The 13,785-nt window shown below is 62.3% G+C and carries 11 protein-coding genes; 3 read left to right on the forward strand and 8 right to left on the reverse strand.

Translation table 11 applies throughout. The features are described from left to right. Window positions 1-20: 20 nt before the first annotated feature. From QRN46_RS20975 to speB, 5 genes are all read right to left on the reverse strand, one after another. Window positions 21-746 carry an MBL fold metallo-hydrolase gene (locus tag QRN46_RS20975; RefSeq protein WP_285356958.1) on the reverse strand — a complete coding sequence of 242 codons (726 nt, stop codon included), beginning with the start codon at window positions 744-746 and terminating at the stop codon, window positions 21-23. Window positions 747-830: 84 nt separating this feature from the next. Then, complete coding sequence (locus QRN46_RS20980) at window positions 831-2,210, reverse strand: sodium:solute symporter family protein (protein WP_285356960.1); 1,380 nt, start codon at window positions 2,208-2,210, stop codon at window positions 831-833. Between the two features lie 78 nt (window positions 2,211-2,288). Then, on the reverse strand, window positions 2,289-3,800 hold the full coding sequence (locus QRN46_RS20985; RefSeq protein WP_007956582.1) for a purine-cytosine permease family protein: 1,512 nt from the start codon (window positions 3,798-3,800) through the stop codon (window positions 2,289-2,291). Window positions 3,801-3,855: 55 nt separating this feature from the next. Next, window positions 3,856-4,278 (reverse strand): YybH family protein, encoded by a 423-nt coding sequence (locus QRN46_RS20990; RefSeq protein ID WP_007956584.1) that lies wholly within the window; start codon window positions 4,276-4,278, stop codon window positions 3,856-3,858. 10 nt (window positions 4,279-4,288) lie between these two features. Then, window positions 4,289-5,239 (reverse strand): agmatinase, encoded by a 951-nt coding sequence (gene speB, locus QRN46_RS20995; protein ID WP_003222717.1) that lies wholly within the window; start codon window positions 5,237-5,239, stop codon window positions 4,289-4,291. Between the two features lie 205 nt (window positions 5,240-5,444). Between speB and QRN46_RS21000 the strand changes: the two genes are divergently transcribed. Together QRN46_RS21000 and QRN46_RS21005 are read left to right on the forward strand one after the other, a co-directional pair. Continuing rightward, entirely contained in the window at window positions 5,445-6,338 is an 894-nt protein-coding gene (locus tag QRN46_RS21000; RefSeq protein WP_007956593.1) for a LysR family transcriptional regulator, read from the forward strand. A 4-nt stretch (window positions 6,339-6,342) separates the two neighbouring features. Continuing rightward, complete coding sequence (locus QRN46_RS21005) at window positions 6,343-6,936, forward strand: tRNA-uridine aminocarboxypropyltransferase (RefSeq protein WP_011332983.1); 594 nt, start codon at window positions 6,343-6,345, stop codon at window positions 6,934-6,936. Window positions 6,937-7,021: 85 nt separating this feature from the next. Here QRN46_RS21005 and QRN46_RS21010 read toward each other — a convergent pair whose 3' ends face one another. The 3 genes from QRN46_RS21010 to QRN46_RS21020 are packed head-to-tail and all read right to left on the reverse strand — an operon-like array spanning window position 7,022 to window position 11,945. Then, window positions 7,022-8,383 (reverse strand): HlyD family type I secretion periplasmic adaptor subunit, encoded by a 1,362-nt coding sequence (locus tag QRN46_RS21010; protein ID WP_011332984.1) that lies wholly within the window; start codon window positions 8,381-8,383, stop codon window positions 7,022-7,024. A 10-nt stretch (window positions 8,384-8,393) separates the two neighbouring features. Next, a complete protein-coding gene (locus QRN46_RS21015; RefSeq protein WP_011332985.1) occupies window positions 8,394-10,553 on the reverse strand; it encodes a type I secretion system permease/ATPase in 2,160 nt (719 codons plus the stop codon). A gap of 33 nt (window positions 10,554-10,586) precedes the next feature. Continuing rightward, complete coding sequence (locus QRN46_RS21020; protein ID WP_011332986.1) at window positions 10,587-11,945, reverse strand: TolC family outer membrane protein; 1,359 nt, start codon at window positions 11,943-11,945, stop codon at window positions 10,587-10,589. A gap of 531 nt (window positions 11,946-12,476) precedes the next feature. On the opposite strand from QRN46_RS21020, the gene QRN46_RS21025 reads away from it, so the two are divergent. Further along, on the forward strand, window positions 12,477-13,785 hold a 1,309-nt coding region (locus tag QRN46_RS21025; protein ID WP_285356970.1), incomplete at its 3' end, for a retention module-containing protein.

The raw sequence follows: 13,785 nt of genomic DNA on the forward strand, positions 1-13,785 counted from the left end.
TGACTGAAGTACAGCAGGCCTCAGGCGTGCCGGCGCAGCCATTCGTCAATCATCCCGCGCAGATGCTCTCCGGAAAAACTGCCGAAGTGCCCGCCATGCACCGTGCGGATCTTCAACTCATGCAAACGGCGCAGGCTGGCAGCGTAGTCGTCGAGGTTGGAATGGTAGGCGTCTTCGATCAACGGCCCGTCGTAGATGATGTCACCACTGAACAGTGTCTCTGTGGCCGCTTCGTAAAGGCTGATCCCGCCCGGTGAATGCCCCGGCGTGTGCAGCACCTGCAACGTGCGGTTGCCCAGGTCCAGCACATCGCCATCCTCGACAAACCCGGTGGCCGGCGCCGCCTTGACCCGGTATTCGGCATAGCACAAAGGGCAATCCGGGTGCGCTTCGAACATGTCGTCGCCGACGAAGGCCCGGCTCAGATCGTTCTCGCCATCCGGCGCTGCAAGGATGTCCGCCTCGGCGGGATGCACCAGCCGTTCGGCAAATTCATGATGCCCGGCGATGTGGTCGAAATGGCAATGACTGGCCACCGCCACCAGCGGCCGCTCGGTCAGCCACGGCAGTTGCTCGCGCAGGCTGACCAGCCCGGAACCGCTGTCGAGCAGCAGATCCTTGTCCCGCCCCTGAACGTGCCACAGGTTGCAGCGGTAGAAGGGGCGGATGAACGGCTCGTGAATCAGCCGAATGCCGTCGCTCAGGGTTTGCACTTCGAACCACTGATCGCGAGAAACAATCTTCATAAGCACTTTCCTTGAGACGAAAAAAACGGGTGTGGCAACCGACGCCACACCCGCCGAAGAAAGCATCAAGTCGTTATAGCGAGCTTAGACCGCGCTAGCCACCGGGGCAGGGCGACGGGAAAACAGGCTGACCACCACAAAACTCACCAGACCCACAGCCAGGCTGTAGTAGATCGGCGTGTTGGCATCCAGACCATCCTTGAACATGAACAGCAGGGCGGTGGCGAAACCCAGGCCCATGCTGGCGATGGCGCCGGCAGTGGTCGCGCGTTTCCAGAAGATCGCACCGATCAGCGGGATCAGCATGCCGCCCACCAACAGGTTGTAAGCGAGGGTCAGAGCGCTGATCACGTCGTTCACCACCAGCGCGATGCCCAGCACCACGACACCGGTCAGCAGGGTGAACAGACGGTTCACACCCAGGCTCGACTGTTTGCCGCCACGCAGTTTCGGCAGCAGGTCTTCAGTCAGGGTGGTGGCCGCGGCGAGCAGGCCGGCGCTGGCGGTGGACATCATCGCGGCCAGGGCAGCGGCGATCACCAGACCACGGATGCCGTCCGGCAGCGACAGTTTGACGATCGCGGCGAAGGCGTTGTTGACGTTGTCCAGATCCGGGATCAGCACGTGTGCAGCCATGCCGATCAGGGCGCAGGCCAGACCGTAGAGGATGCAGTAGATGCCCGCGAAGCTACCGGCGTACTGAGCCACTTTTTCGTTCTTGACGGTGAACACCCGTTGCCAGATGTCCTGACCGATCAGAATGCCGAAGAAGTAGATCATGAAGTAGGTAATGATCGTGTCCCAGCCGATGGTGGTGAAATTGAATGCCGCCGCCGGCAGCTTCAGCACCAGTTCGTCCCAGCCGCCGACGCGGTACAGGCAGATCGGCAACAGGATGAACATCAGGCCGACGGTCTTGATGATGAACTGGACGATGTCGGTCAGGGTCAGCGACCACATGCCGCCGATGGCCGAGTACACCACGACCACGCCACCGCCGAGCAGTACCGAGATCCAGAACGGCAGGCCGAAAAGAACCTGAAGAACGGTGCCGATGGCGAGGATCGAGGTCACGCCGATCATCAGCGCGTAGGCCAGCATGATCGCCGCGCTCGCCGAGCGGGCCATCGGGTTGTAGCGTTTTTCCAGGACCTGGGTAACGGTGTAGATCTTCAGTTTCAGCAGCGGCTTGGCCAGGAACAGGTTCAGCGCCACGATGCCGCAACCCAGTGCCGCGCACAGCCAGAAACCGGAGATGCCATGCACGTAGCCCAGACGCACGGTGCCGACGGTGGACGCGCCACCGAGAACGGTCGCAGCCATGGTGCCCATGTACAGGCTAGGGCCGAGGTTACGCCCGGCGACCAGGAAGTCCTCGTTGGTCTTGGCCTTGCGCATGCCGAAGTAGCCGAGCAAGAGCATGCCGGCGGCGTAGATGAGGACGACGAATAAATCCAAAGCCATGATGGCGTGTCTCCGATTGTCTTTTTTATGGGGTGGAACACTGTGGGAGAAGGCTGACCCCCACAGGCGATTCGTTTATCAGGCAGCCTGGCGCAGCGCCGCTTCAGCCGGCGCATGCGCGCCTTTGCTCCGTGGATCCTTCGGGCCGTAGACCAGCGCCGGTTCCGGAAACAGGCTCAGCAACATCAGGTACATCACCGACGCCAGACCGAGGGTCACCAGCAGGCTGATGTCGATGCCGCCGGCCAGTTCACCGAGCGGGCCGACGAACTGCCCCGGCAGGTTGACGAAGCACAGGCCGACCGCCGCGCTCGGGATCCACGCACCCAGACCGCGCCAGTTCCAGCCGTGGCTGAACCAGTAGCGTCCGCCTTGCTCGCCGCGCGTGAACACTTGCAGGTCGTCCGGGCAGTAGAAGCCGCGACGTACCACCAGGCCGATGATCATGATCACCATCCACGGGGTGGTGCAGGTGATGATCAGCACGGCGAAGGTCGACACGCTCTGCACCAGGTTCGCCGCAAAGCGCCCGATGAAGATGAAGGCAATCGACAGCACGCCGATCAGCAACGTCGCCTTGACTCGCGATAGCAGTCGCGGGAACACGCTCGACATGTCCAGCCCGGTGCCATACAGCGACGTGGTGCCGGTGGACATGCCGCCGATCACCGCAATCAGGCACACCGGCAGGAAGAACCAGCTCGGCGACACCGCCAGCAGACCGCCGACGTAGTTGTTGGCCGCAATGTAGTCCGGCGCCTGAATCGCGACGATGGTCGCAGTGGTCAGGCCAAACAGGAACGGGATGAACGTCGCGATCTGCGACAGAACCACCGCCGCCATGATCCGCTGACGCGAGGTTTCACGCGGGATGTAGCGGGCCCAGTCGCCGAGGAACGCGCCGAAGGAAATCGGATTGCTCATCGCCACCAGCGCGGCGCCGATGAACGCGGCCCAGAAGCCCGGCTGGCCGAGGCTGACAGTGCCGGCGTAGTGCGAATCGAAAGGACCGGCGAAGGCAAAGATGCCCAGCAGGAACAACAGGCTCGCGCTCCACACCGCGACCTTGTTCACCCACAGCAGGAAGCGGAAGCCGTAGATGCACACGGTCAGCACCAGAATCGCGAACAGACCGTAGGCCAGGCCCAGGGTCAGGTCGGTTTCCGGCAGGCCGATCAGGCGTTTCGCACCACCGATCAACGCATCCCCCGAACTCCACACCGAGAGCGAGAAGAAGGCGATGGCGGTCAGCAGCGACAGGAACGAACCGACGATCCGCCCGTGCACGCCGAAATGTGCACCGGACGACACGGCATTGTTGGTGCCGTTGAGCGGGCCGAACAGGCCCATCGGTGCAAGGATCAGCGAGCCGAGCAGCACGCCCGAGACAATCGCCCAGACGCCCGCCTGAAAGGACAGGCCGAACAGCACCGGGAAACTGCCGAGCACGGCGGTGGCAAAGGTATTCGCGCCGCCAAAGATCATGCGGAACAAGTCCACGGGACCGGCGGTGCGTTCGTTGTCCGGGATCTGTTCGACCCCGTGGGTTTCAATCTGCGTAAGGCTTTGGTCTTTGTTGTTGTTATTCATGATCTGCTCCGATCATAAAGGCGCGCTCATCGTGCGTGAGCGTCACCTGTCTTGGCTAAGGGGATGGCAGCCCTTCCGGCATTGCGGACAAATGTTCGTGGCAGGCCAGCCAATGGCCTTGTTGTTCTAGGCTCGACGCTTGTTTTCTGAAAACAATCGTCTCGCGCTCCTGGCTGAAGTGTTGCTCCCCTTGCATGCGCAGCTCGGTGGCCACGTCATGGATGAAAATCGCCACGTCACCCTGCAGGCTGACGAAGGCGTTGCTCGAGGTGCAGGACAGCACCTCGAAGCCATCCTCGGCGCGCCAGCTGTCCCACAACGCCTGATAGGCATCGCGCGACAGCAGGGGCTGTTCGAGGGTGTAGAACACGAAGCTCGCATCGGCGCTGAAGGCGCCGAAGTAGGCTTCGCGATCGTTGCGGGCGAAGGCGGACACCAGATCGGCGGCCGCTTTCAGAACCTGATCACGTTCGTTCATGACCCGACCCTCAGCGGTGGACCACGCCCGGCAGTACGCAGAGCATTTCGTACAGCAGGTTGGCGGCCAGCAGCGAGGTGTTGCCGGTGGTGTCATAAGCGGGCGAGACTTCTACCAGATCGCAGCCGATCAGGTCGAGGCCCTGGCAGCCGCGAACGATTTCAATCGCCTGAATGGTCGTCAGACCACCGATTTCCGGGGTGCCGGTGCCAGGCGCCCAGGCCGGGTCGATGCCGTCGATGTCGAAGCTCAGGTACACCGGGCCGCCACCGACTTTCTCGCGCACTTCGGCCATCAGCGGTGCCAGCGACTTGTGCCAGCACTCTTCGGCCTGCACCACGCGGAAGCCCTGATCGCGGCTCCAGTTGAAGTCGTCAGCGGTGTAGCCCTGCGCACGCAGACCGATCTGCACCACACGGTCGCAGTCCAGAAGACCTTCTTCGACCGCACGACGGAAGGTCGTACCGTGGGCGATCTTCTCGCCGAACATGTGATCGTTGACGTCAGCGTGGGCGTCGATGTGTACCAGACCGACCTTGCCGTGCTTTTTGTGGATCGCACGCAGGATCGGCAGGGTGATGGTGTGGTCGCCGCCCAGGGTCATCGGGATCACGTTGTGCTCGAGGATGTTGTCGTAGGCTTCTTCGATGATGCGCACGGCGTCGAGCAGGTTGAAGGTGTTGATCGCCACGTCACCGATGTCGGCAACCGACAGCGAGTCGAACGGCGCAGCGCCGGTGGCCATGTTGTACGGGCGGATCATCACCGATTCGGTGCGGATGTCGCGAGGCCCGAAGCGGGTGCCGGGGCGCAGCGAAGTACCGATGTCCAGTGGCACGCCAACAAAGGCAGCGTCCAGGCCGGCAGCGGTCGGAACATGGGGGAGTCGGAGCATGGTGGCGATGCCGCCGAAGCGCGGCATTTCGTTGCCGCCCAGTGGTTGGTGAAGAATCTTGTCCACGGGTAGGGCCTCATCGTCTTTGTTTTATTTATGTCGGCGCACCGCATTCGCAAGGTCACGGGCACCGCTGTGGGCCGATTCTGCGAAATGTAGTGGGGCGGAAGAATCGCTACGGGCAAATACTTAGTTCAGAAATTTCTAAACTAATGGAAGGGGTGGAGATAGACTTCTCGCCTATGCTCGTTGCCCGATCAGTGGAGTAGACATGGCCAACGCTTTACCCGACCTGAAACTGTTGCGCATCTTCGTCAGCGTCGTGCGCCATCAGGGGTTTGCCAACGCGCAGCAGGAACTCAACCTGTCGACCTCGGCGATCAGCACCTACATGAGCCAGCTCGAAGCCGCGCTCGGTCTGGTGCTGTGCCATCGCGGGCGCGGTGGTTTCAGCCTGACCAGCAAGGGCGAACTGTTCCATCAGGAAACCCTGCGTCTGCTGGCCGAACTCGAAGGTTTCGAGCAATACGCGGCAGCGCTCAAGGGCGAACTGCGTGGCACGCTCAACCTCGGGGTGATCGACTCCACGGTCAGCGACAAGGCCCTGCCGTTCGCCGAAGCCATCGGCGCCTACAGCCAGGAACACCCGGCGGTGCATTTGCATCTGTCGGTGATGAGCCCGTATGAACTGCAACTCGGCGTGCAGGACAACCGCCTCGATCTGGCCATCGGCGCATTCTCCACGCGCATGAGCGGTCTGGTGTACATGCCGCTGTACCGCGAGCAGCACTGGCTGTATTGCAGCAGCCGTCACCCGTTGTTCAACGAACGGCGGATTCCCGAGCAGGTCATCACCCAGCAACGCATGGTCGGGCGCGGTTACTGGAGCCAGGCCGAACTGGCGCGCCACGGTTTCAAGCACAGCGCCGCGACGGTGGAAAGTATGGAAGCGCAGCTGATTCTGGTGCTGTCCGGTGCCTACATCGGTTACCTGCCGGAGCACTACGCCCAGGCCTGGGCCGACAAGGGCGACCTGCGGGTGCTGCTGCCGGCCACCTTCGGCTATCAGGCGCCGTTTTCCATGATCATGCGCCGTGGCCGCAGCCGCGAGCCGCTGATCCAGACTTTCCGCGATCTGCTCAAAGCGCAGCTCAATCAGGCCTGAGAACATGTCCAGACCCCAATGCCTGCGCTGCCTGCGCCCACAAACCCATTGCCTGTGCCCGCTGATCCCCAGCCTCGACAGCCGCACCCGGGTGTTGCTGTTGCAGCACCCGAGCGAGGTCAATCACGCGCTCAACACCGCACGGCTGGCAGCGCTCGGGTTGAACAATGCCGAGCTGATGGTCGGTGAGGTTTTCGAGGATTTGCCCGCGCTGCTGAACCGACCGGGGTATCGGGCGCGGTTGTTGTTTCCGGCGGACGATGCGCAACCGATGCAGGCGTACACCGCGTCCGATGAACCGCTGTTGCTGGTGGTGCCGGACGGCACGTGGCGCAAGGCGCGCAAGATGTTGCACCTCAATCCCTTGTTGGCGGCGTTGCCACGGGTGACGCTGGCCGAAGGCGGGATTTCCCGGTATCGGCTGCGCAAGGCGCCGGGGCCGGGGGCGCTGTCGACCATCGAGGCGATTGTTCAGGCGTTGCAGACGCTGGAAGCGCCGGCGTCTTTCGAGCCGTTGCTCAAGCCGTTCGAGGCGTTGATCGAAGGGCAGATTGCGGCGATGGGGGAGGAGACTTTCCAGAAGAATCACGGTGGCTGATCGGACTCAGACCGATCGGACTCGCCCTGATCGTTCCCACGCAGAGCGTGGGAACGATCAATTCACCGCAAAGTCCGGATCATCACTAGCGCTCGCGCATCGCCTCGGTCCGGGCCTTGAGCACCGGTTTTAGCAGGTAATCCAGCACGCTTTTCTCCCCGGTAATGATGTCCACCGTCGCCACCATCCCCGGAATGATCAGCAGCGGTTTCACATCCCCGCCCAAGTGGTTTTTGTCGGTGCGCACCTGGATCAGGTAGAAGCTGTTGCCCTTGTCGTCGGTGATGGTGTCAGCGCCGATCAGCTCAAGTTTGGCACTGAGCCCGCCGTAGATCGTGTAGTCGTAGGCGCTGAACTTGACCATGGCTTTCTGGCCCGGGTGCAGGAACGCCACGTCCTGCGGCCGGACTTTGGCTTCGATCAGCAGGTTGTCTTCCAGCGGCACGATTTCCACCATGTCGCTGCCCGGCTGCACCACGCCGCCGATGGTGTTGACCTTCATTTGCTTGATCACCCCATGCACCGGCGAGGTCACCGTGGTACGGCTGACGCGGTCGTCGATGGCGATGCTCGAAGCAGTGATTTTCGACAGGTCGGTACGTTTCTCATTGAGCTCCTTGGCCGCTTCCGAGCGGAAAGTCTGTTCCGATTCGTCGATCTTGCTGCGGATCTCGGCGATGGCCGATTCGGCGCGGGGAATGGCCAGGGTCGTGGCGTTCAGGGAACCGCGGATTTCCACGGCACTGCGCTTGAGCCGCAGGATCTCCACCGGCGACACGGCGCCAGTCTTGACCAGCGGTTCGGACATGTTCATTTCCTGATTCACCAACGCCAGGCTTGAGCTGTACTGACCCTGTTTCGAGCGAAACTCCGCCAGCTCCTGAGTCTTCTGCCGCAGCTGTTCGCTGAGGGTGCGTTGCTCGCTGGCCAGCCGCCGCTGCCGTTGTTCGTACAGCGAACGCTCGTCCTCGGCCACTTGCGGGGCCTTGGCGATCACTTCGTCCGAGAGCTTGAATGGCCGGCCTTCGGCTTCGGCGGACAAGCGTTCGACCTGCGCGGTCAAGGCATAACGATCAGCCTCGCTCTCACCCTTGTTCGACAGAAACCGCGTGTCGTCCAGGCGCAGCAGTTTGTCGCCCTTGTCGACCATCTGCCCTTCGCGCACGAAGATCTCGGTGACGATCCCGCCCTCGAGGTTCTGGATCACCTGAACCTTGCTCGACGGAATGGCCTTGCCTTCGCCCATGGTCACTTCCTGCAGCACCGCGAACTTGGCCCAGACCAGCGCACTGATCAGCAGCGCCGCCGCCAGCCACACGGTGATGCGCGACCAGCGTGGCGAATCCTGCAGCGAGGCACCGGCGGTTTCCGGCATGAATTCAGCCTCGGCGCTTTTGCCGAAACTGTCGAAGTAACCGCGCGGTTTTGAAGAGGAGGAAGCAGACATGGGGCAACTCCTAGACCGCTGCCGAGCCGACCCGGCCCTTGCGCAGCGCATCGATGACCGCTTCTTTCGGACCGTCGGCGACGATCCGGCCGTTGTCCAGCACCAGCAACCGGTCCACCAGGCTCAGCATCGAGGTGCGGTGGGTGACCAGCAGCAAGGTTTTGCCCTGCACCCAGCCGTGCAGCTTCTGGCGCAAGACGTCTTCGCTGCTGTTGTCCATGGCGCTGGTGGGTTCGTCGAGCAGCATGATTGGCGGGTCGAGCAACAGCGCTCGCGCCAGCAGGACTGCCTGGCGTTGCCCGCCGGAGAGCAATTGCCCGCGCTCGCCAACCGGCCGGTCGAAGCCTTGCGGGTGTTGCCGTGCAAGCTCGGTAACGCCGGTCAGTTCGGCCACTTCAAGCATCCGCGAATCGCTGATGTAGCGCGCGCCGAGGGTCAGGTTGTCGCGCAGACTGCCGGCCAGCAGCGGCAGGTCATGGGCGACGTAACCGATCTGCTGGCGCAGGTCGGCGACATCCAGTTGCCGCAGGTCGAGGCCATCGAGCAGCAACTGGCCTTCTTCCGGTTCGTAGAAGCCCATCACCAGCCGCGCCAGGGTGCTTTTGCCCGAGCCGCTGCGGCCGATGATGCCGATCCGTTCGCCGGGTTTGACGCTGAAGCTGACGTTGCTCAGGGCCGGGGTGTTCTGGCCGTTGTAGTGGAAGGTCACGGCGTTGGCGTCCAGCGCGCCTTGCAGTTGCGTGCGCTCCAGCGGCCGCTGTTTGCCGTCGCGTTCCTGAGGCAGGGACATCAGCGCGTCGGTGCTTTTCATGGTCAGTTGCGCTTGCTGGTAACGAGTAATCAGCCCGGCGATCTGGCCCAGCGGCGCGAGCACGCGGCTGCCGAGCATGTAAGTCGCCACCAGTGCGCCGACGCTGAGATTGCCGGCGATGATGCTGTAGACCCCGGCCACAATCGTCGCCATCCCCGAAAACTGCTGGATGAACAGCGTGCCGTTGGTGGCCAGCGCGGAGAGATTACGGGCGTGGCTGTCGAGGCGGGTGAGGGCGCCGTGGGTGCTTTCCCATTTGTGCTGGCGCTCGCTTTCGGCGCTGCACGCCTTGAGGGTTTCCAGTCCGCCGAGGGTTTCGATCAGCAACGCCTGACGCTCGGCACCGAGGCTCAGGCTTTTCTGCACGGTGTCGCGCAGACGGGCCTGAATGATCATCGCGAACACGATTGTGATCGGAAACGCCAGCAGCGGAATCACCACCAGCCAGCCACCGAGCAGGCCGATCACCACCAGCATCAACACCACGAAGGGCAGGTCGATCAGGCTGGTCAGGGTCACGGCGGTGAGAAACTCGCGCAGGCCCTGAAAGTCGTGAATGCTCTGGGCAAATCCGCCGATGGTCGCCGGCCGGGCCTTCATCGCCATGCCGGTGATGCGCTCGAACAAAGTCGCGGAAAGGATCACGTCGGTTTTCTTGCCGGCGGTGTCCAGCAGGTGCGCGCGCACCACCCGCAGCACCAGTTCGAACCCGGTGCCGATCAGCAGCCCGATGGCCAGCACCCACAGGGTCGACGTGGCCTGGTTCGGCACCACGCGGTCGTAGGTCTGCATGACGAACAGCGGCACCATCAGGCCCAGCAGGTTGATCAGGAAACTGGCGAGGATCGCGTCGCTGTAGAGCCATTTCGACAGCTTCAGGGTGTCGCGAAACCACGCTTGCACCCTTGGCACCAGCGGCGAGCGCAGGTCTTCCAGTTCATGCCGTGGCCGGGCGAACAGGGCTTGGCCACTGTAGTGTTCGGTGAGTTCTTCACGACTGACCCATTGCTCGCCGCCGTCGGCTTCGCTGGGCAGGATCAGCGCCTTGCCGTCTTCGGCAAAACGCCGCAGCACCGCCGTGCGCCCGTTGCCGAGCAGCAACAGCACCGGCAGGTTCAGCGGAGAAATGTCTTTGAGTTCCCGGCGCAGCAAGCGCGCCTGCAACCCGGCCCTGGCTGCGGCGCGGGGCAGCAGGTCCAGGCTCAGGCGTTGTTTGTCCAAGGGCAGCCCGGCGCTCAGGCTGGCGCGACTGACCGTCGCGCCGTGGAGTTTGCAGAGGATCAACAGACCGTCGAGCAACGGGTCATCGAAACTCAGCCGCGGATCGATCCCGGTGTTACCGGGTTGCATGCTGGTCATATTGATCGCTCCCCTGGCACTACATCATCGGGACTACTTCAGTTCAGGCAAGCGTGCTTCGTTCTTCACCTCGGTCGCGGCAATCGCATCGGCTGGTAACACAACCCGCTGCTTGTTCAACAACTGGCCCATGTTCGCCAGCACGCGGTACATCGAATATTCCTCGGTGTAGCGGATTTCGGTGTAGCGACGGTTGGCGTTGTACAGCTCGTTTTCGCTGTCGAGCAGGTCGAGCAGGGTGCGCTGGCCGAGGCCGAACTGATCCTGATACGCGGCGCGCACACGCTTGGTGGTCTCGGCGTATTCGCGGGCGGTCGGGGTCTGTTTCTTGGCGTTGAGCATGGCGTTCCACGCCAGGTGAATGTTCTCGTTGAGCTGGCGCAGGGCGTTGTTGCGGATGTCCATCGCCTGGTTGATCTGGTGCGCGTCGGAAGCCAGTCGCGCCTTGTCGCTGCCGCCACGGAACAGGTTGTAGTTCATCACCACGCCGACCCGCCATTCGTTGTCGTGGCCCTCGTCACCCTGCACGTTGTTGTTGGCGCCGACGGCGGCTTCTGCGTCGAAGCGTGGATAGAACGGCGACTTGGCAACTTCATACTGGCTCTCGGCCGACTGCACGTCAGCCTGGGCGGATTTCAGGTACGGGTTGTTCTCGACCATGCTCTGCTGGGCTTCGGGCAAGGTGGCGGGCAACTCGCCGCGGGTCGAGGCGGGGGTTTCCAGCTCATCGGGCATGCGTCCGACCACGCTGTAGAAGTTCGACTCGGCGTCGGCCAGATCGACTTCGGCAGTGTCGAGGTTGTTCTGCGCCAGCGCCTTACGGGCGACCGATTGATCGGAGTCGGCGGTGCTGCCCACGCCGCGCTCGGTGCGCAGGCCGATCTGGTCGTTGACCCGCAAGTGCGCCTGCAGGTTGTTCCTGGCCAGAGTCACCAGTTCACGGCGCTTGAGCACTTCGAGGTAGACCTCGATGGTGCGCAGCGCCAGGTCCTGGGCGGTGCCCTGGGCGTAATAGGCGCGCGAGTTGGAAACGCCCTTGGTGCGCTCGACTTCGTTTGCAGTGTTGAAACCGTCGAACAGCATCTGCCGCAGACGCAGCTCGGACTGGGTGTAATTGAGGATTTCGGTGTGGTGGTTACCGAAAGCCCGGGTGTTGGTGTTGTCGCTATAGCCGCGCCCGTAGGCAGCGTTCAGATCCACCGACGGATAGAAGCCGCCCTTGGCGACCTTCACCTGTTCATCAGCTGACAGGCGCGCATCCACGCGCGAGGCCAGTTCGGGGTGGGTAGCGATGGTGCTCTGAATCGCTTCGGTGAGGTTCATGGCCTGGGCTTGGGAAGTGCAAGCCATGGCCAGCAAAACCGCGCTGCAGAGGGGGGTTAGTACGCGCATGGGTGCATCTCCCTGAGTCCTGATGGTGTTCCGCTGTCGCCAATTTATTGACGATATTTTTAGTAAAAAGCGTTTCATGCCTGTAACAACAGAGCTAAGAACATCCTGAAGCGTAGCTAAGAAAAAATTTTCATATGGGTTATGCCAAAAAAAACTTATGCGGTTCGCCAAATCCAGCACATTGTTCCACTCGAAAGCCTTTGTTTTATGCGCTTTAGGGAGCACAGAAAGGCTTGAGGAAAGTTCCACTCACTTTGCGACATACGGCGAAGTACTGCTAAAGGGGAGGGACGCGTAGCGGCTGATGAGCGACAGTTTTTTGTCACTCGGGTGATTCACCACCGTTACGTAGCGCTAGTGGGCCTGCTGCATCTAACAGAGATTCCAAGTGCTTGACGGCACTGGCGTTTCTGGATTTGCACAACCTGCGAAACGAACTGTCGAGGTGCGAGCGTCGCCCCGACAACCCGCTTGAGCCATGGGCTGCTTCGCGAACCAGCGCCGACGGTGGTCGGCAGCGGAGGAATGCACATGGCAACGCTCATCGGGACCGTCACTAAAGTCATTGGTCAGGTTTTCGCTCAGTCGGCGGACGGCACTCGTCGCGCACTGGTCGAAGGCGATCGGCTGTTTGCAGGGGATCAATTGATCACCGGGGCGGAGGGGGCGGTTGCCGTCCATCTGCAAAATGGCCAGGAACTGACCCTCGGTCGGGACAGCAGCCTGACCATGACCGGGCAGTTGCTCGCCGATCAGGCCGCCCACGTCAATGCCCCGGAAGCGGTGACCCCGAGCGAGTCGCAACTGACCGACGTCGAACAGATCCAGAAAGCCATTGCCGCCGGCGATGACCCGACCAAAACCGCCGAAGCGACCGCGGCCGGCCCCGGAGCCACCGGTGGTGCGCCGGGTGCGCTGGGTGGCGGCCACAGTTTTGTGTTGCTGACCGAAGTGGCGGGCCGGGTCGATCCGGTCATCGGTTTCCCGACGGCCGGGTTCAACGGCATTCCGGAGTTTCCCGAAGAGCGGCATAACGCCGTGATCGACAACGGTGACGGCCAGGCCACCCCGATTGTTCCGCCTCCACCGCCAGTCAACAATCCGGTCACACTCACCGGGCTGTCTGTTGCCGGTGGCGAATTGAATCTCAACGAAGCCAATCTGCCCGACGGTTCCGCCGCCAACCCTGGCGCGCTGACCCAGACCGGCAGCTTCACGGTGTCGGCGCCGGACGGTCTGAGCAGCCTGAGCATTGGCGGTATCAACGTGATCGTCGGTGGCGTGCCGATCGGTTTCCCGCAATCGATCACCACGCAACTGGGCAATACCCTGACCATCACCGGCTACAACCCGGCCACCGGCACGGTCAGTTACAGCTACACCCTCAACGGCAACGAGACCCACGCAGCGGGCGACGGCGCCAACAACCTCAGCGAACAATTCACCGTGATCGCCGGCGACAGCAATGGCGACACCGCGACTGGCACGCTCGACGTCAACATTACCGACGACGTGCCGAAAGCGTTCGATGACAACAACGGTACGGCGACAGAGACTCAACTGACGCTGACCGGCAACGTGCTGACCAACGACGTGCAAGGTGCCGACCGCGTACTTGTCGGCGAAAACGCCGGCCCGATCACCGCCGGTACATTCATCGGGACTTACGGCACCTTGGTGCTCAACGCCAACGGCACTTACACCTACACCCTCAACACCAACGATGCGGACTTCAAAAACCTGCACGGCGGCGGCAATGGCACTGAGACTTTCACTTACACCCTGACCGATGCCGACGGCGACACCAGCACCGCCAACCTTGTGTTGCAGATCCACAACA

The organism is Pseudomonas sp. lyk4-R2A-10 (genome assembly GCF_030209075.1).
In the GTDB taxonomy this organism is placed as follows: domain Bacteria; phylum Pseudomonadota; class Gammaproteobacteria; order Pseudomonadales; family Pseudomonadaceae; genus Aquipseudomonas; species Aquipseudomonas glycinae.

Bases quoted from the DNA above. Each gene is read 5' to 3' on its own strand.
- QRN46_RS20975 (WP_285356958.1), bottom strand. From the start codon at position 746: ATGAAGATTGTTTCTCGCGATCAGTGGTTCGAAGTGCAAACCCTGAGC.
- QRN46_RS20980 (WP_285356960.1), bottom strand. From the start codon at position 2,210: ATGGCTTTGGATTTATTCGTCGTCCTCATCTACGCCGCCGGCATGCTC.
- QRN46_RS20985 (WP_007956582.1), bottom strand. From the start codon at position 3,800: ATGAATAACAACAACAAAGACCAAAGCCTTACGCAGATTGAAACCCAC.
- QRN46_RS20990 (WP_007956584.1), bottom strand. From the start codon at position 4,278: ATGAACGAACGTGATCAGGTTCTGAAAGCGGCCGCCGATCTGGTGTCC.
- QRN46_RS21000 (WP_007956593.1), top strand. From the start codon at position 5,445: ATGGCCAACGCTTTACCCGACCTGAAACTGTTGCGCATCTTCGTCAGC.
- QRN46_RS21005 (WP_011332983.1), top strand. From the start codon at position 6,343: ATGTCCAGACCCCAATGCCTGCGCTGCCTGCGCCCACAAACCCATTGC.
- QRN46_RS21010 (WP_011332984.1), bottom strand. From the start codon at position 8,383: ATGTCTGCTTCCTCCTCTTCAAAACCGCGCGGTTACTTCGACAGTTTC.
- QRN46_RS21015 (WP_011332985.1), bottom strand. From the start codon at position 10,553: ATGACCAGCATGCAACCCGGTAACACCGGGATCGATCCGCGGCTGAGT.
- QRN46_RS21020 (WP_011332986.1), bottom strand. From the start codon at position 11,945: ATGCGCGTACTAACCCCCCTCTGCAGCGCGGTTTTGCTGGCCATGGCT.